The sequence below is a fragment of the Roseateles sp. GW821-FHT02E12 genome (genome assembly GCF_059421665.1).
This window is the reverse complement of record NZ_JBWKVK010000002.1, coordinates 642,322-658,547: the sequence shown is the minus strand read 5'-3', so window position 1 is coordinate 658,547 and position 16,226 is coordinate 642,322. Positions and strand designations below refer to the sequence as shown.

Annotated in this window: 16 protein-coding genes; 4 read left to right on the top strand and 12 right to left on the bottom strand. The window is 67.2% G+C overall.

Annotated elements, in window-relative coordinates; genetic code table 11:
• Positions 1-14: 14 nt before the first annotated feature.
• On the bottom strand, positions 15-1,181 hold the full coding sequence (locus tag AC07V5_RS13825) for an OmpA family protein (RefSeq protein WP_495116254.1): 1,167 nt from the start codon (positions 1,179-1,181) through the stop codon (positions 15-17).
• 26 nt (positions 1,182-1,207) lie between these two features.
• On the bottom strand, positions 1,208-3,085 hold the full coding sequence (locus AC07V5_RS13820; RefSeq protein WP_495116253.1) for an Ig-like domain-containing protein: 1,878 nt from the start codon (positions 3,083-3,085) through the stop codon (positions 1,208-1,210).
• 496 nt (positions 3,086-3,581) lie between these two features.
• On the opposite strand from AC07V5_RS13820, the gene pepA reads away from it, so the two are divergent.
• Positions 3,582-4,367 carry a flocculation-associated PEP-CTERM protein PepA gene (gene pepA, locus AC07V5_RS13815; RefSeq protein ID WP_495116252.1) on the top strand — a complete coding sequence of 262 codons (786 nt, stop codon included), beginning with the start codon at positions 3,582-3,584 and terminating at the stop codon, positions 4,365-4,367.
• A 62-nt stretch (positions 4,368-4,429) separates the two neighbouring features.
• Here pepA and ntrC read toward each other — a convergent pair whose 3' ends face one another.
• The 10 genes from ntrC to AC07V5_RS13765 form a co-directional block, all read right to left on the bottom strand.
• On the bottom strand, positions 4,430-5,902 hold the full coding sequence (ntrC, locus tag AC07V5_RS13810; protein ID WP_495116251.1) for a nitrogen regulation protein NR(I): 1,473 nt from the start codon (positions 5,900-5,902) through the stop codon (positions 4,430-4,432).
• 33 nt (positions 5,903-5,935) lie between these two features.
• Entirely contained in the window at positions 5,936-7,033 is a 1,098-nt protein-coding gene (glnL, locus tag AC07V5_RS13805) for a nitrogen regulation protein NR(II) (protein WP_495116250.1), read from the bottom strand.
• A gap of 32 nt (positions 7,034-7,065) precedes the next feature.
• Positions 7,066-7,557 carry a hypothetical protein gene (locus tag AC07V5_RS13800; RefSeq protein WP_495116249.1) on the bottom strand — a complete coding sequence of 164 codons (492 nt, stop codon included), beginning with the start codon at positions 7,555-7,557 and terminating at the stop codon, positions 7,066-7,068.
• A 99-nt stretch (positions 7,558-7,656) separates the two neighbouring features.
• The gene (gene glnA, locus AC07V5_RS13795; protein WP_495116248.1) at positions 7,657-9,072 is read right to left on the bottom strand and encodes a type I glutamate--ammonia ligase; all 1,416 of its coding nucleotides are present in this window, start codon (positions 9,070-9,072) and stop codon (positions 7,657-7,659) included.
• A gap of 163 nt (positions 9,073-9,235) precedes the next feature.
• On the bottom strand, positions 9,236-10,027 hold the full coding sequence (locus AC07V5_RS13790; protein ID WP_495116247.1) for a competence/damage-inducible protein A: 792 nt from the start codon (positions 10,025-10,027) through the stop codon (positions 9,236-9,238).
• A gap of 5 nt (positions 10,028-10,032) precedes the next feature.
• Positions 10,033-10,866, bottom strand: a complete 834-nt coding sequence (locus tag AC07V5_RS13785; protein WP_495116246.1) for an EI24 domain-containing protein — start codon at positions 10,864-10,866, stop codon at positions 10,033-10,035.
• Positions 10,866-11,840, bottom strand: a complete 975-nt coding sequence (locus AC07V5_RS13780; RefSeq protein WP_495117063.1) for a sterol desaturase family protein — start codon at positions 11,838-11,840, stop codon at positions 10,866-10,868. Before AC07V5_RS13780 ends, AC07V5_RS13785 begins: the two co-directional genes overlap by 1 nt.
• Complete coding sequence (locus AC07V5_RS13775; protein WP_495116245.1) at positions 11,840-12,628, bottom strand: polysaccharide deacetylase family protein; 789 nt, start codon at positions 12,626-12,628, stop codon at positions 11,840-11,842. Before AC07V5_RS13775 ends, AC07V5_RS13780 begins: the two co-directional genes overlap by 1 nt.
• On the bottom strand, positions 12,625-13,620 hold the full coding sequence (locus AC07V5_RS13770) for a YncE family protein (protein ID WP_495116244.1): 996 nt from the start codon (positions 13,618-13,620) through the stop codon (positions 12,625-12,627). Before AC07V5_RS13770 ends, AC07V5_RS13775 begins: the two co-directional genes overlap by 4 nt.
• Positions 13,621-13,684: 64 nt before the next feature.
• Positions 13,685-14,497, bottom strand: a complete 813-nt coding sequence (locus AC07V5_RS13765) for a TIGR00266 family protein (RefSeq protein WP_495116243.1) — start codon at positions 14,495-14,497, stop codon at positions 13,685-13,687.
• Positions 14,498-14,735: 238 nt separating this feature from the next.
• Here AC07V5_RS13765 and AC07V5_RS13760 point away from each other — a divergent pair, with 238 nt between their 5' ends.
• The 3 genes from AC07V5_RS13760 to AC07V5_RS13750 all read left to right on the top strand — a co-directional run bounded on the left by AC07V5_RS13760 (position 14,736) and on the right by AC07V5_RS13750 (position 16,224).
• Complete coding sequence (locus AC07V5_RS13760; protein ID WP_495116242.1) at positions 14,736-15,320, top strand: GbsR/MarR family transcriptional regulator; 585 nt, start codon at positions 14,736-14,738, stop codon at positions 15,318-15,320.
• Between the two features lie 67 nt (positions 15,321-15,387).
• On the top strand, positions 15,388-15,810 hold the full coding sequence (locus AC07V5_RS13755; RefSeq protein WP_495116241.1) for a thiol-disulfide oxidoreductase DCC family protein: 423 nt from the start codon (positions 15,388-15,390) through the stop codon (positions 15,808-15,810).
• Positions 15,811-15,831: 21 nt separating this feature from the next.
• Positions 15,832-16,224, top strand: coding sequence for a hypothetical protein (locus tag AC07V5_RS13750; RefSeq protein ID WP_495116240.1), 393 nt, complete (start codon positions 15,832-15,834; stop codon positions 16,222-16,224).
• The last annotated feature ends 2 nt before the right edge of the window (positions 16,225-16,226 follow it).

Sequence of the window (16,226 nt, the reverse complement as noted above, 5' to 3'; positions counted from 1 at the left end):
GGGGCCCTGGTGCTTCAGCGCATGCCGGTGGCTTCGACGTCGACTCGGCGGTCGGGCTGAAGGCAGGCGACAAGCGCCGGGGTCTGCTTGCTGCCCTTGCAGTCCGACGGCTTCGTGACCGGGGTCGTCGCGCCCTTGCCGACTGCCGAAATCTTGCCGGCAGGGATGTGACCCGATGCGACGAGGTGGTCTCGCACGGATTCGGCGCGACGCGTGGACAGCTTCTGGTTGTAGGCAGGTGAGCCGAGTCGGTCGGCGTGGCCTTCCACCCGTACCGTGTCGAACTCGGTGCCGTTGAGCTGGCGGGCGAAGGTGTCGAGCGCCAGCTTGCCTTCCGGGCGCAGCGTCGACTGGTCAAAGCCGAACAGCGAGTCGGCGGCGAAGCTGACACGCTGGCGCGCCGGGGCCACGGCCGGTACGACCGCCGCGACCGGCGCGGCGGCTACCGGCGGCGGCGGCGGCGGGGGCGCCGGTGCGGGCAGCGGCGCCACGTAGGCCGGTGCCATCGGCATGCGAGGCACGGATTCGGGTGAGCGGCCGAACGGCAGCACCAGGCTGAGCGACACCATGTTGACGTCACCGTGGTTGCCTACGGCATCGTTGATGCGGTAACGCTCGGCTTCACCACGCACGAACAAGCTACGGGTGACTTCGTACTGCAGGCCGGCCCCGAGCTTGTAGTTGAGCTCGCGCTTGCTCGGGCTCGGGTTGAGCATGCTCACCGCACCAGTAGCCTGGAAGCTGTCACGCGCCGTCGCACTCTGCGCGCCAACACGGGCGATGAACGAGAAACGTTCGGTGATCGGCAGCGTGCCCACCAGGTCCAGGTTCCAGCCTTGCAGCTTGATCTGGCCGCTGAGCGTACCGGGCGGCGTGGTGACGGTGTTGAAGCCGAACTTGCCAAGCTTGAAGTAGCCGCCCTCAACCGCGAAGTTGCGGTTGAACTGGTAGCCGCCGAAGAGCTTGTAGGCGCCGGAGCTTTCGTCACGCGTCATCGAGGTGGTGGTCAGGCCTGCGCCGAGCAGGCCGGCGCTGATGCGCTCCGCGTCGATCTTGGCGCGTGACTGGCCCGCCGCGACGCCACCGTAGGCATAACCGCCCTCTTGGGCGAAGGAAGACGCCGCGATGAGCGAGCCAAGTCCGGCCAGGCTGATCGCCCGCAGTTTGCTGAATTTATTCATCTGATGCTTTCGGGTCCGTGGATCGCTCAAGGCGCGACGATGGTGGTGTTGACCAGGGTCACCGAAGCCGTGAGGCCCAGGGCGCGTCCGATCAGGGTGGTTTGAATCGTCTGGCCAGCGGTCGAGACCGTCACGCCGGCCGGCGCGATGATCGTGCCGACCATCGTGCTACCCGCCTCGATGCGAGCGGCGCTGCCGACCTTCCAGAACACGTTCTTGGCCTGCGCACCGTTGATCAGCAACACCCGGCGCGGCGTGGCCGGCAGGCCCACCGTCAGGGCCGCTGCGCTCTGGAACACCCACACCGCGTTGGCGTCGCCCTGGGCATCGAGCACGAGGTCGCCGGTGGTGATCGCGAAGGTGCCCCCCGCGGCGGTGTAGACCGCCGGCTGCAGCGTCAGGCCGCCGAGTTGGCCGGCGCCCGGGTCGCTGCCGGCCGGCTTGGCAGCCAGCTCGCTGTACGCAGTTTGCGCGTCGGCCAGCGCCTGGGTCGCGACCGTCATGCTGGAGGCCGTGCCCGGTGCCGGCGGTGCGCAGAAAACGCTGCCATTGACCGCGCCGACGTTCAGCGGCGTTTCGGTGTAGACGTTGGCACCGTCATGGAAGCCGGTAATCAGCGTGCAGGCGGCGGTGGTGCCAATGTTGCCGTTGACGACGGTGTTGATGCCCTGGTTGGTGACGCCCGCGGCACCACCGAAGCTGCCGAACGATGCAGCACTGCGCAGGTTCACGCCGGTGGCTGTGGCTCCGCAAGACTGTGAGCTCGTCGTGAAGCCCCAGGTCCTGTCAGCGGCGAGCGGGTTGCCCGCGAGATCCTTCACGCCATTGACGCCCGACTTGACGGTGACAACGAAGGACTTGCTGGCAGCGAACCCGGCCGCACTGGTCGGCACGAAGGTGGCGACGCGGGTGGCAGCGTCGTAGCTGACGCTGCCGGCGACGGCAGCACCGTTGTCGGTCACGCCGAACGTGCCGGTGGTGATGGTGGAAGGATCCATCGGCTCGCTGAAGGTCGCGCTCACGCTCTTGGTGAGGCAGGCGGTGCTGGCATCAAGCGGGTTGACGGTGGTGACTGTCGGGGCGGTGCTGTCAGCGGCGGCAGATGTGGTGAAGGTCCACACATGGTTGCCGGCGTTCGGCAGCGTGGCGGTGTTGCCGGCCAGGCCGTTGCCGACCAGGTCGGTCGCGGCAGAGGTGACGGTCGCGGTGTACAGGGTGTTGTTGGCCAGGGCCCCGGCCGTCGGCGTGAAGGTCGCCGTGCGCGCAGCGGCTGAATAGGTCACTGTCCCCACCACTGCGGCGCCGAGCGTGTTGTTCGTCAAGGTGAAGCTGCTGCCCGAGATCGTCGTCGGGTTCATATCCTCACTGAAGGCCGCAGTGACCTTGGTGTTGTTCGCCACGTTGACGGCGCCCGCAGCCGGCACGGTCAACGAGACCGTCGGTCGGGTCGTCTCGGGCGGATTGGCGGTGGTGAACGACCAAACGAAGTTGGCCGCCAGTGCGACGCCGCTCACGTCCTGCGCGGCGGTACTGATGGTGGCCACGCACAGCGTGACTGCCGGCAGGGGCGCCGTCGGCGTGAGGGTGGCGGTGCGCGTCGCCGCGTCGTACGAGACCGACGCGCTGACCGGCCCGCCCGCAGGGCAGGCCAGCGTGAAGGCATTGGTGAGCGAGGCGCTTGCCATCGGCTCGCTGAAGGTGGCAAGGACGCGCGTGTTGGCGGCCACGTTGCCTGCCGGTGGGGTGGTGGCCAGAGGTGACGTGACCGTCACGCTGGGAACCATGCCCGCACCGGGGGTGCCGAGGATGGGGTCCAGCCCCCCGCCACAGCCTGCGACAAAAGCAGCCAGCAGCAAGGGCATCAGCCCCATGCGAGATTTCAGAAAGCTGTGAAGCGTGGGCATGAGGTCTTCCCTGCGGCGGGGCCGCATCAAACGAAAGTAGGTGAGAGTTGGCCCGTGTAGGCCTCTGTCGGAGAGTAAGCAGCGGGCTCCTGCCCGCTTGTGGGACAAGGCGCCTCGGGGCGAGCGCTGAAGGCACCAGCGGCTGTAGGCGCTGGTGCCGGTACGGACAGTCGTTCCCGCTCGGCACCAGCCACACGGGGGGCAGGCCTACCTCGGCCGGGCGCTGAATTCACCAGCCGCGACCGCACATCGCCGCAGCGACGCCATCCGCAGCTGCTTTGGCGCCGGCTGACGCTTGTTGGGTTGGCAACGCTGGGCTTGCTCGCGACGGCGCGTTAGCGGCGACGGGCAATTCGCCCCCCGAATGCAGGGAAACCCCCTAACCTTTTGCCGTCTTGCCTCTTGGTCATCCAACCGTCTCCTCACAGAATCGGCAGCTAGGTCGCCGGCCGGAGTGCCAGCGCAAGTTCGCCGTTGCCAGCAAGGAGCGTTCACCATGCGCACAGATTCCCAAACCTCGTCCGCCACCTGGCTTCAGCGCGGATTGTTGGCAGCAGGTCTGTTGGCGGCATCGGCCAGCGCCAGTGCGCTGAACTCGTTCACCTTCGATCCGGCCACCGCCGGGTTGGCAGGCCCGGCGTTCACGGCGGACAACCTGCTGATCTCGGACTACGCGACGGTGAACTACACCTCGGGGACGACGTTCACCGACACCGGTTTCCTGGTCATCACCGGCGCGCAGCTGAACAACTCCACGCTGACGGTGACTGGCCTGAACAGTACCTACGGCCTATACATCGCCTTCACCGGCACCGGCACGACGGACGGCAACAACCCGTTGACGCAGATCTCGGTGGGCAATTTCACGTCGCTGACCTACACGCTGTACGGTTACAACGGCACGGCCAGCTTCGGCTTCAGCGGCACAACGCCGATGACCACCGCCGCCTCGCCGGTGGCACTGGCCTCGGGCACGCTGGTCAGCGGCGGCGTCGTCAGTTTCCCGGTCGGCGGCTCCTTCTCGCCATCGGCTGGCGCAACGGTCACCGTCGGCGGCGTGTCGCCGGCCTTCACGGTGCCGGCCGCCTTCTACAACCAGGCGCTGACCTCCTTCACCAACACCAGCTCGCAGGTGCAGTTGTTCGCGGGCGGCTTCATGGTCAGCCAAGGCGGCGGCTCGATCAACTTCGCCACCGCCGTGCCGGAGCCGATGACATCGGCGCTGCTGCTGGGTGGCCTGGGTGTTGTCGGCTTCGTCGCACGCCGCCGCGGCGCTCGCTGAAGGCAGGCGCGCCGGGCGTCACCGACGCCCGTTGATCGCCTGCCGAGCCCGCGGGCTCGGGTTCAGACGTCCAAGCCCAGTTCCTGGATCTTGCGCGTGATCGTGTTGCGGCCGATACCCAGCTTCTGGGCGGCCTCGATGCGGCGGCCGCGTGTGATGTCGAGCGCGGTCAGGATGAGCTGAGCCTCGAAGCGCTTGGTCAACGCATCCCACACGTCCGAGTCGCCGGCAAGCAGTCGTGCGCGCGCGTCAGCGGCCATGTCGGCCAGCCAGCCTTCACCACTGCTGGTGCTCGCCGGGGCTGCGGCCGGCTGCGGCGCGGCTGCACTGGGCTGGGCCGGCGGTGGGCTCGTCATCGCCGTCATGGACGGTGCCGCGACATAACCGGGCTGCAATTCGTCCGGCAGATCCTTGGGCTCGACGACCTGGCTGGGCGCCATGACGCTGAGCCAGTGGCAGATGTTCTCCAGCTGGCGCACATTGCCGGGGAAGTCGAAAGCCGTCAGCACGGTCAGGGCCGCGTCGGACAGGCGCTTGGGCTCGACGCCCAGCTCCGTCGCGCTGCGCTGCAGGAAGTGGCGGGCCAGCGAAGGCACGTCTTCGCGGCGCTCGCGCAGCGGCGGCAGGCGTAGGCGGATGACGTTGAGGCGGTGGAACAAGTCCTCGCGGAACACGCCCTGGCGCACGCGGTCTTCCAGGTTCTGGTGGGTGGCCGCGATGACGCGCACATTGCTGCGCATCGGGCTGTGGCCGCCGACGCGGTAGAACTGGCCGTCGGACAGCACGCGCAGCAGGCGCGTCTGCAGCTCGAAGGGCATGTCGCCGATTTCGTCGAGGAAGAGCGTGCCGCCGTCGGCCTGCTCGAAGCGGCCGCGCCGCGAGGCCTGGGCACCGGTGAAGGCGCCGCGCTCGTGGCCGAAGAGTTCACTCTCCAACAGGTCTTTCGGGATCGCCGCGGTATTGATCGCAACGAAGGGGCCCTCGCCGCGCGGGCTGTGCTTGTGCAGCGCACGCGCAACCAGCTCCTTGCCCGAGCCACTCTCGCCCGTGATCATCACGGTGACATTGCTCTGAGACAGCCGCCCGATGGCGCGGAACACGTCCTGCATCGCCGGGGCCTGGCCCAGCATCTCGGGCACCTGTGCCGAGGCCTCCTGCTCACCGGCCTCGCGCTGGCTTTCCTCCTGCGCGCGGCGGATCAGCTCGACGGCGCGCGGTAGGTCGAAGGGTTTGGGCAGGTACTCAAACGCGCCGCCCTGGAAGGCCGACACGGCGCTGTCCAGGTCGGAATAGGCCGTCATGATGATGACGGGCAGGGCCGGCAGCCGCGCCTTGACCTTGGCCAGCAGCTCCAGGCCCGAGCCGCCGGGCATGCGGATGTCGGACACGAGCACTTGCGGACTGTCGTCGTCGAGTGCCGCGAGCATGTCGCGCGCATTGCTGAAGCTGCGCACCGGCAGCCCCTCGCGGGCCAGGGCCTTCTCGAGCACGAAGCGGATCGAGTGGTCGTCGTCAACAACCCAGATGGATTTCATGCGGTTCCTCAGCCGCGCCCCTCACCTTGTGAGTTAGGGCAGCGGCAGCGTGATTCGAAAATTCGTCAGGCCCGGCTCGCTTTCGCAATCGATCATGCCCTGGTGTTGCTGGGCGATCGTCTGCGCAAGCGTGAGTCCGAGGCCCGAGCCGCCCTCCCGCCCTGAGACCAGGGGAAAGAAGATGCGATCCCGGATCTCGGCGGGGACGCCGGGACCGTTGTCCTCGATATGCAATTCCAGTGCCAAGCGCCAGCGCTGCTTGCCGATGGTGACCTGCCGGGCCACCCTGGTGCGCAGCACGATCTGGGCGTCACCGGTCGCGATGCGCGATCCCAGCACCTGGGCAGCGTTCTGCACGATGTTCAACACCATCTGGATGAGCTGCTCGCGGTCGCCTCGGAAGTCGGGCAGCGAGGTGTCGTAGTCGCGCGGGATGTCCAGGCCCTTGGGGTGCTCGATGAGCACCAACGCGCGCACACGCTCGCAGATTTCGTGGATGTTGACGTCACCGACGACCTGGGCCTTGCGATGCGGCGCGAGCAGGCGGTCAACCAGGCTCTGCAGCCGGTCCACCTCATGCACGATGACCTGGGTGTACTCGGTCAGCTCAGGGTTGCCGTCCTGCAGTTCCAGGGCCAGCAGTTGGGCCGCGCCGCGGATGCCGCCCAGCGGGTTCTTGATCTCGTGGGCGAGGTTGCGGGTCAGCTCCTTGGTGGCCTGCACCTGGTCCAGGCTGCGCTCGTCACGGTCCTGGCGGGCCTGCTGGGCGATCTCGATGAGTTCCACCAGCACGCGCGGCTCGCCGTCGTCACTGACGTCCATCTGCGACACGATGACGTGCACCGGCAGCCCGTCCTCGTGGGCCCAGGAGCCGCGGCGCAGCAGCGCGTCGAAGCGGCTGCTGGAGTAGTGGTTGGCGGCCACGCCAGCCAGCGTCTCGGTCAGGCGCTGGGCGTCGTCAAACCAGTCGGGCAGCTGGGCCCGCTGCACGGTGCGGCGCGACAGCCGCATGATGTTCTCGAACGCGGCATTGGCGAACAGGCATTCGCCGCTGGAACTGACGACGACAACCATCGTGGCCAGCAGGTCCAGGCCGGCGAATTCGGCCGGCAGCAGGGGGGAATCAGTCATGAAGGTCATGGCGCACCAAGGCGCCATGCGCCTCAGGACGGAAGTTTTGCGATCTCGCGCCTGAGCGCCTGCACATCGGCCTCGTAGCGGGCGATGTTGTCCTTGAGTTCGGCCATGCGGTCGAGGTACTTCTGGTAGTTGCGCTCGTCACCGCGGCGCTCACCCTGGCCATTGCTGAAGTCCCGCTGCGCATTGGCGAGGCGTTCCTCGGCCTGGCGCAGTTCGGTCTGCAGCACACGGCGGCGCTCGTCGTCGCGCACGCGCTGCTGCTGGGCGTCGACGCGGTTGTCACCATTGCGCACCCCTTCCGCGGGCGCTGCCGTCGCGGCAGGGCGCGGCTTGGGCGACTGCAGGACGGTGATGGGCGTGCCCTCGATCGTGCGGCAACCCTTCTCGTTGGCTTCCTTGGCGGAAAGCGCGTCGGTGTAGAGCACCGGCGGGCCGGGGCAGCGGTACACCGTGCCCTGCGCTTGCGCGCCCAGGCTGGCCAGGACGAACAACGGTGCCAGCAGTCGATTCAGCATGGCGGGATTGTGGCTCAGCGCCACCAACAAAAAAGGGGTCGCACAGGCGACCCCCTTCCGTCGGGATGACAGAGGCAGCGTGCGTGCTGCCCATGGCCATCACAGCGCGTAGTACATGTCGAATTCGACCGGGTGCGTGGCCATGCGGAAGCGGGTCACTTCCTGCATCTTCAGCTCGATGTAAGCGTCGATGTAGGAGTCGGTGAACACGCCACCCTTGGTCAGGAAGGCACGGTCCTTGTCGAGGTAGTCCAGAGCCTGGTCGAGGCTGTGGCAGACGGTCGGGATCTTCGCGTCTTCCTCGGGCGGCAGGTGGTACAGGTCCTTCGTGGCGGCTTCGCCCGGGTGGATCTTGTTTTCCACGCCGTCCAGGCCAGCCATCAGCAGTGCAGCGAAGGCAAGGTAGGGGTTGGCGGACGGATCCGGGAAGCGCGCCTCGATACGGCGGCCCTTGGGGTTGGCGACGTACGGGATGCGGATCGAGGCCGAACGGTTCTTGGCCGAGTAGGCCAGCTTCACCGGGGCTTCGAAGCCAGGCACCAAGCGCTTGTACGAGTTCGTGCCGGGGTTGGTGATGGCGTTCAGCGCACGGGCGTGCTTGATGATGCCGCCGATGTAGTACAGCGCGAAGTCGCTCAGGCCGGCGTAGCCGTCACCGGCGAACAGGTTCTTGCCGTCCTTCCAGACGGACTGGTGAACGTGCATGCCGGAGCCGTTGTCGCCCACCAGGGGCTTGGGCATGAAGGTCGCGGTCTTGCCGTAGGCGTGGGCGACGTTGGCGATGATGTACTTCTGCAGCTGCAGCCAGTCAGCACGCTCAACCAGCGAGCTGAACTTGGTGCCGATTTCCATCTGGCCGGCGTTCGCCACTTCGTGGTGATGCACTTCGACCGGGATGCCCATCTGTTCGAGGATCAGGCACATCTCCGAGCGCATGTCCTGGCCGCTGTCGACCGGGGGCACGGGGAAGTAGCCACCCTTGACGGTGGGGCGGTAGCCGCTGTTGCCGTGCTCGTATTCCTTGGACGAGTTCCAGGCGCCTTCTTCGGACTCGACCTTGAAGAACGAGCCGGACATTTCATTGCCCCAGCGCACGCTGTCGAAGATGAAGAACTCGGGCTCGGGGCCGAAGTAGGCGGTGTCGCCCAGGCCGGAGGCCTTGAGGTAGGCCTCGGCGCGCTTGGCCAGCGAACGCGGATCGCGCTCATAGGCCTTGCCGTCGGCGGGGTCGACCACGTCGCAGGACAGGATCAGCGTCGGCTCTTCGAAGAAGGGGTCGATGTTGGCGGTGTTGGGATCGGGCATGAGCAACATGTCCGAGGCTTCGATGCCCTTCCAGCCGGCGATCGAGGAGCCGTCGAAGGCGTGACCCGACGTGAACTTGTCTTCATCGAAATGGGAAACGGGCACGGTGACGTGCTGCTCCTTGCCTCGGGTGTCGGTGAAGCGGAAGTCAACGAACTTGATTTCGTTGTCCTTCACCAGTTGCATCACATCGGCGACGGTCTTGGCCATCAATAGCTCCTAGCGGAATCGAGAGGGGTGGAATGCCGCCGCCAACGCACACGCATCAGCGGCCACGGGGGGATTCAAAGCAGGTTGCATGCCAGATGCACCGACATGGGTTGCCGCAAGCACGGCGCGGCATTATGAGACGGGGCTCGTTACGGCGGGAGAACTATCGCACCAGCTCAGTGCTGATTGATGCACCAAACTGGATCACGCCCCGTTTTAGAGCGTCATAGGCCGGATCCAGCTTCTCCGCATCGCCTTTGACGCCAAGCTCGATGCAGCGCCCCCACTGGGGATGGTCGACGCTCGGCAGGCTGAAGACCTTGATGCCGGCGAAGTCGGTCTCGATGGCCTCCATCAGCGGCGTCAGGCTGGCCTCCATCGCGCCCTGCACGATCAGCGAGCGCTCGATGACGCCCACCTGCCGGTGCAGCTGCGGGAAGCGGTCCAGCACCCAGGCCATCATCGGATGCGCCATGACCGGGAAGCCCGGCACGAAGTGCACGTTGCCGACGAAGAAGCCGGGGATCTTGTTGAAGGGGTTGGGGATGATGCCGGCGCCCTCGGGGAAGACGCCCATCTCGAAGCGGCGCAGGCTGTCGGGCTCATCGGGCAGGACCGTCTTGCCCTGCTCGGTGGCCATCTGCTGGATGCGCTGCCAGATCAACTCGCGCGCCTCGGGGTGCAGTGCCAACGGGCGATCCAGCGCGGCAGCGGCGGACTGGCGGGTGTGGTCGTCGGGCGTGGCGCCGATGCCGCCACAGCTCACCACCAGATCACCGCTGGCGAAGGCCTCGCGCAGCCGCGCCGTCAGCAGCTCGCGGTCATCACCCAGGTATTGCGCCCACGCGAGCTGCATGCCGCGTGCGGACAACAACTCGATGAACTTGGCCAGATGCGAGTCCTGGCGTTTGCCGGACAGGATCTCGTCGCCAATGATGATCAGTCCGACTTGCATGCGTTTCAGCTCTCTAAGAGGACCGCGGATTCAGCCACCGGTTCCGCCGCCCGCCTGGCCTGCAAGGCCGCGAGCGCGTAGTGCGTGAACCAGGCCGTGGAAAAGGCGAAGACCAGCGTGTAGAGCCAGATGGCCAGCAGCAGGACGAAGGGCGCAAAGATGACGCCTGTGACGCCGGAGACGGCCCAGATCAGCGACGGCACAGCGCCCAGGTAGCCGCAGACGACACCCATGGTCAGCATGGGAATGCGTTGCTCTTTCAGCAGCGCGCGGCGCTCCTCGGCCGAGGCATGCTCGGCGAGCACGTCGAAGCCAAAGACACGGTAGGTCAGCCAGCCCCAGATCAGCGGCGGCAGCACCATCACCAACGGCGGGAGCAGCCACAGCGGCATCGACAGCACGATGAGCACGAGGGCGATCAGCATCGCACCCAGCGACGCGGCAACGCTCTGCAGCAGCGTGCCGCCGCGCTTTTTCTCCAGCAGCGGGAAGCGCCGCTGCGCCACTAGGCGAACGATGGCCGGCGTCATGCACAGCGCCACCAGCAGCAGGCTCAACAGGATGACGACCGGCAGCACGCAGGCCAGCACGACGATGGCCGCGAGCGCGCTGCGGAAGGCCTGCAGGCCCATTGCGTCCAGCCACTGGAGCAGGCTCTCTATGAGGCGCCAGCTCTCCAGCGTTGCGCGCACGGCGGCGATGGCGCCTTCCCAGAAGAAGAACATGAAGCCGAACACCAGCACGCCCGCAATGACCAGCGGCAGCAGCGACAGTGCGATGACGCGCGGGTGCAGGCAATAGGCTGCGGCGCGCCAGAACGAGTCGACAAGACTCTGCATCAGGTGGCCCTTTTGAACGAAGTGAGAAGGCGCCGCAGGCCCAGCCACTGCTGCTGCCAGAAGCCGCTGCCGTAATCGCGGCCGCCTTCTTGCGGCAACTGGTCGCGCACGCCGGTGGCGTCGAAGCGGTTCTCGAAATTGCTGGTACGGAACAGCATGTCCCACAGCGGCAGCAGGATGCCGAAGTTGTGCCCGCCCAGCGTGCCGCGGCCGGCGCTCTCGTGACCGATGCCGATGCTGTGGTGCAGGCGATGGAAGCGCGGGCTGACCAGCAGCCGCTCGCCGATCAAACCGAAGCTGATGCGCGCGTTGGCGTGCTGCAGGCTCTCGTGCAACTGGCTGATGACGGTGATGGCGACGAACTGCCCCGGCTCCACGCCGATGAGGCGTGCCAGCAGCGCGAAGACGGTGCCCAGCAGCACGTCATCCAGCAGGTGGTTGCGGTTGTCGCTCCACATCGTCATCTGGCGCTGGCTGTGGTGCAGGCTGTGCAGCGCCCACCACCAGCCGAACTGATGCTGGGCGCGGTGCAGCCAGTAGCCGACGAAGTCGAAGACGACGAGGTAGAGGAACAGGCTGACCCATGCGATGTCGGTGACGCCGGGCCAGGCCGCATCGAGCTGCCAGGTGGGCAGGCCGGCCAGGCGCAGCTCGCTGGCGATGGCGTCCCAGACGGGGTCGATGGTGAAGAACATCGCCAGGCGCACGAGGCCCAGGCGGTGGATCAGCGTGTAGATGACGTCCACGCGCACGGCAGCGTGGTCGGTGACGGGCTCGACGGGCCAGCGGCGCTCCAGGATGCGGATGCCCAGCGCGATGACGACGATCTGCACCAGCCCGAGCAGCAGCCAGCCGGTCGCGTCATAGGCGTCCTCCAGCAGGTTGCCCTGGCCCAGGCCAAAGACGATGGGCTGCACGAAGTTCTCGTACAGCGCCAGTTGCAGGCTGTCGAAGGTGTTGGAGATCCAGTCGATCACGGCTTCTTGAACAACGAGGAGTACCGCGGATGATCGCGCAGCGGCGCGAAGCATAGGCCGCGCTGCTCAAGGCCCGTCATCAGCGGCTCCAGCACGGCCGGCGCCCAGGGGTCCTGGCGCTCCCAGATGCCGAGGTGGGCGATGAGGATGTCGCCGGCCTTGATGTCGCGCAGCGCCATCTCCAGCAGTTGCGCGTTCGGGTGCGGGCCGCTGGGCAGCTCGTCGCCCAGGAAGCCGGCGCGGGCCCAGCCGACGTGCGTGAAGCCGCAGGCCTTGGCCGCGTTCAGTAGCGCGGTGGATGTGCGGCCAGCCGGCGCGCGAAAAAGCGGCGCCAGCGGCTTGCCGGTCATGGCGGTGAAGCGGTCGCCGACCTTTTTCAGGCTGGCGCAGTACTGCTCGGCCGTGACCTCGCGCACGACGGGCGGGTTGACGCCGGCCTGGGTGCGCACCTTGAAGCGCGTGACCTTGCCGTCGGCGTCGGCGATGTCTTCCAGGAAGACGTCGTGGTCCCAGGTGTGGGCGCCGAAGTCGTGCCCCTCGGCCGCGCGCTCGCGCCACCACGGCGCCCAGGTGTCGTCCAGCGTCGTGCCGCCGGTCTGCGTGGGCTCGCTGGCGAGGAAGAAGGTGGCCTTGGCGTTGTGCTTCTTCAGCGTCTGCGCGATGAGTGGCGCCACGCCCATGTGGCCGGTGTCGAAGGTGAGGTAGACCGGCTTGTCACAAGCCGGCTCTGCATGAACCAAGATGGCGGCCGTGGTGGCCGCCAGCGCCAGGAGCCAGGCTTTCATTGACGGGGCGTGTGGTCCAGCGTCCAGATGCCGTGCGGCGACTTGCCAACCTTGACCTGGCGCACGACCTTGCGCGTCGTCGTGTCGATCTGCGTCAGCTTGCCGGCCCAGCGCGACGTGACGAGCAGCGTCTTGCCGTCGGTCAGCAGCTCCATGTCGTCAGGGCCGGCCGGCGCGGGGAACTGGTCCACCACGGTCAGCGTGGTCAGGTCGATCTTGCTGATGGTGTTGCCGGCGCGGTTGGACACCAGCACGTGGCGCTTGTCGCCCCAGGCGCGGAAGGAGTGGGCGCCGGCACCGGTCTGGATGCGCTTGGCCAGCTTGGGCGCGGCACCGCTGACGTCCCAGACCTCGACGAGCTTGTCGCCCGTCAGGCCGATGAGGACGAAGCGGTCGTCGGGCGTCAGGTAGATGTCGGCCGGCATCTTGCCCACCGGCGTCTTCCACTTGATGGCTTGCGTGGCCAGGTCGATGGCCAGCAGCTCGTCGCTGTCCTGCAGGCTGACGTAGAGCGTGGTGCTCTTGCTGTCGATGTTCAGGTGGCTGGGCGTCTTGGGCGCGGGGATGCGCTTGACGAGCTGCAGCGGCTCGGTGGCGGCGCTGCCCTGCCAGCGGTAGAGGTCGACGCGGTCCAGCCGGTTGGAGGCGGTGATGAACCACTTCATGTCCGGCGAGAAGCGCAGGTGGTAGGGGTCGGAGATGCCGCGCACCACGCGCTGGACCTCGGCCGTGCGCGGGTCCACGAAGGTCAGCGAATCACCCAGTGCGTTGGCGACGATGAGGGACTTCTCGTCGGGCGACAGGTAGAGGTGGTGCGGCTCCTTGCCCGTCGGGATGCGCTTGACGACGGTGAAGCTGGCCGGGTCGATGACGGCGATGTCGGCGTCCAGCGAGTTCAGCACGAACACCGGGGGCCGCGCCGATTGGGCGCTGGCCAGGCCGGCCGACAGCAGGAGCGCGAACAAGAGAGCGGCGGCGCCACAACGAAACATTCCAAGTCCTCAAAAAGCAGAAAGGGCGGCAGCTGCCGCCCTCACCTCGCCAGTTTACCGGGGGTCAATCGTCATCGCCGCCGAGCAGGCCGCCCAGCAGGCCGGCGCCGGCAAATCCAGGAAGCATCGAGCCTTCCTCCTTGTGGCCGCCGTTCTGCGGCGCTGCTGCAAAGATGCGCGAGGCCAGGCGCGAGAACGGCAGGCTCTGCAGCCAGACCTCGCCCGGGCCGGTCAGCTTGGCCAGGAACAGGCCCTCGCCGCCGAACAGCGCCGTCTTGATCTTGCCGACGTACTGGATCTCGAAGTTGACGTTGGGCGTGTAGGCCACCACGCAGCCGGTGTCCACCAGCAGCGTCTGCCCCGGCTGCAGCGTGCGGCGCACGCAGGTGCCGCCGGCATGCACGAAGGCCAGACCGTCGCCGTCGAGCTTTTCCATGATGAAGCCCTCGCCGCCGAAGAAACCGGCAGACAGCTTCTGCTGGAAGGCGATGCCCAGCGACACGCCGCGCGCGGCGCACAGGAAGGCGTCCTTCTGGCAGATCAGCGTGCCGCCGAGCTGGCGCAGGTCCATCGGCAGGATCTTGCCCGGGTAGGGCGCCGCGAAGGCCACGCGCTGCTTGCCGCTGCCGTGGTTGGTGTAGACCGTCGTGAACAGGGACTCGCCCGTCAGCAGCCGCTTGCCCGCGCCCAGCAGCTTGCCCAGGAAGCCGCTCTGCGCCGCCGAGCCGTCGCCGAAGACGGCGTCCATGCTGATGGCCGAGTCCATGAAGAACATCGACCCGGCTTCACCGATGGCCGCCTCGCCGGGATCGAGTTCGATCTCGACGAACTGCATCTCCGAACCCTTGATCTCGAAGTCCACTACATCCATTGCCATGCCGGCTCTCCAGGCTAGAAAACGGCCCGAATGCTAGCGCCCCTCGTCCAAGGAATACCTTGGCCGGTCCCCCGCGGGGACGGCGATGCTTGCCGGATTGACCGGCAAGCACATCGCCCAACGCGGGCCGGCTTGGGAGCGGCCCGGCGCTCGGCCCGCAATTCGTGCTCGGTGGGCGCATTCGTATTGACTTTATTTCTCTATTGACAGAAATTTCAGACGCAGTACGCTGAGAAGCATGGAACTCACCGATATCAGCCGCCGCTTCATCGTCCACTGGGGCGAGATGGGCTCGAACTGGGGCGTCAACCGCAGCGTCGCCCAGATCCACGCGCTGCTCTACGTGCACGGCCAGCCGCTGCACGCCGAGGATCTGGCCGACACGCTGGCGCTGGCCCGCTCCAACGTCAGCAACAGCCTGAAGGAGCTGATCAACTGGCGGCTCATCCGCGTCACCCACCTGCTGGGCGACCGGCGCGACTACTACGAGACCTCGGGTGACGTGTGGGAGCTGTTCCGCACCATCGTGCGCGAGCGCAAGGAGCGCGAATTCGACCCCACCGTGGCGCTGCTGCGTGAGCTGTCCAACGACCCGGCGCTGGACAAGGAATCGCCCGCCATGCAGGACCGGCTGCGCAGCACGCTGGACTTCATGCAGACGCTGGGCAGCTGGAGCGACGAGATGCTGCGGCTGACCCCCGCCACGCTGGAGAAGATCCTGCGCCTGGGCGCCCAGGTGCAGCGCTTCGTGCGCCCGGCCGACGCCACCGAGTCCGCACCCAACATCTTCCCCGTGACCCCGCCCATGCCGCCTATCGGATGACAACCTGGGGCCGCATCGTCGCCCCTTTTTTTGCCTCTTAATTTCTCTTTATACAGAAATAACCGCCATGACTGCCAAAACAATTCACACGGTCTATTACGACGGCGCCTGCCCGCTGTGCAGCGGCGAGATGGCGCTGCTGATGGCTCGCAACGGCGCCGGCCACCTCGTCTTCGTCGACATCGCCGCGCCTGGCTTCGACGCGGCGCCACTGGGCGTCAGCCTGGACGCGATGCTGACGCTCATGCACGTGCGCCGCCCCGACGGCGGCTGGCTCATCGGCATCCCGGCCTTCGTCGTCATGTACGAGGCCACCGGCTTCGACGGCGTGGCCCGCTGGCTGCGCCGCCCCTGGTTCGCACGCCTGGCCGCGCGGGCCTACCCCTGGCTCGTGCGCCATCGCTACCAGCTGCCGCACACGCTGATCCGCACGGCGTTCCGCATCCAGGACCGTGCCTGCCCCGTCGACGGCGCCTGCCGTACCCAATGAATTCAACCCAAGGAGAGCACCATGTCTGAACTGAACTTCGCCCTCACCCTGTTCATCGCCATCGCCGGCCCCATCGTCGCGATCAGCTATCTGCGACCCATCCTCGTGCCGGTGCTGAACGCCCTCTGCGTGGAGCCCATGCCGGGTGCCATCGGCGCGCACTTCTGGGTGCGCAGCGCCTACGTGCTGGCCGTGGCCGGCACGCTGGTGCTGGCGCTGCTGTTTGGCGAGTTCAACGGAGAGCCGCTGGCCGCCGTGCACCGCGCGCTGCTGCTGGCCGCAGGGGGCTGCTTCATCAGCATCGCCATCATCACGCGCCGCGTCTGGGCGCCCGTGCAGGAGCGGCTGGCCAAGCCCGTGGCGCCGCTCGGCCCCATCGCTGCCGCTGCGGCAGCCAACAGGACCGAAGGCTGAGC

Bases quoted from the DNA above. Each gene is read 5' to 3' on its own strand.
- AC07V5_RS13825 (WP_495116254.1), bottom strand. From the start codon at position 1,181: ATGAATAAATTCAGCAAACTGCGGGCGATCAGCCTGGCCGGACTTGGC.
- AC07V5_RS13820 (WP_495116253.1), bottom strand. From the start codon at position 3,085: ATGCCCACGCTTCACAGCTTTCTGAAATCTCGCATGGGGCTGATGCCC.
- pepA (WP_495116252.1), top strand. From the start codon at position 3,582: ATGCGCACAGATTCCCAAACCTCGTCCGCCACCTGGCTTCAGCGCGGA.
- ntrC (WP_495116251.1), bottom strand. From the start codon at position 5,902: ATGAAATCCATCTGGGTTGTTGACGACGACCACTCGATCCGCTTCGTG.
- glnL (WP_495116250.1), bottom strand. From the start codon at position 7,033: ATGACTGATTCCCCCCTGCTGCCGGCCGAATTCGCCGGCCTGGACCTG.
- AC07V5_RS13800 (WP_495116249.1), bottom strand. From the start codon at position 7,557: ATGCTGAATCGACTGCTGGCACCGTTGTTCGTCCTGGCCAGCCTGGGC.
- glnA (WP_495116248.1), bottom strand. From the start codon at position 9,072: ATGGCCAAGACCGTCGCCGATGTGATGCAACTGGTGAAGGACAACGAA.
- AC07V5_RS13790 (WP_495116247.1), bottom strand. From the start codon at position 10,027: ATGCAAGTCGGACTGATCATCATTGGCGACGAGATCCTGTCCGGCAAA.
- AC07V5_RS13785 (WP_495116246.1), bottom strand. From the start codon at position 10,866: ATGCAGAGTCTTGTCGACTCGTTCTGGCGCGCCGCAGCCTATTGCCTG.
- AC07V5_RS13775 (WP_495116245.1), bottom strand. From the start codon at position 12,628: ATGAAAGCCTGGCTCCTGGCGCTGGCGGCCACCACGGCCGCCATCTTG.
- AC07V5_RS13770 (WP_495116244.1), bottom strand. From the start codon at position 13,620: ATGTTTCGTTGTGGCGCCGCCGCTCTCTTGTTCGCGCTCCTGCTGTCG.
- AC07V5_RS13765 (WP_495116243.1), bottom strand. From the start codon at position 14,497: ATGGCAATGGATGTAGTGGACTTCGAGATCAAGGGTTCGGAGATGCAG.
- AC07V5_RS13760 (WP_495116242.1), top strand. From the start codon at position 14,736: ATGGAACTCACCGATATCAGCCGCCGCTTCATCGTCCACTGGGGCGAG.
- AC07V5_RS13755 (WP_495116241.1), top strand. From the start codon at position 15,388: ATGACTGCCAAAACAATTCACACGGTCTATTACGACGGCGCCTGCCCG.
- AC07V5_RS13750 (WP_495116240.1), top strand. From the start codon at position 15,832: ATGTCTGAACTGAACTTCGCCCTCACCCTGTTCATCGCCATCGCCGGC.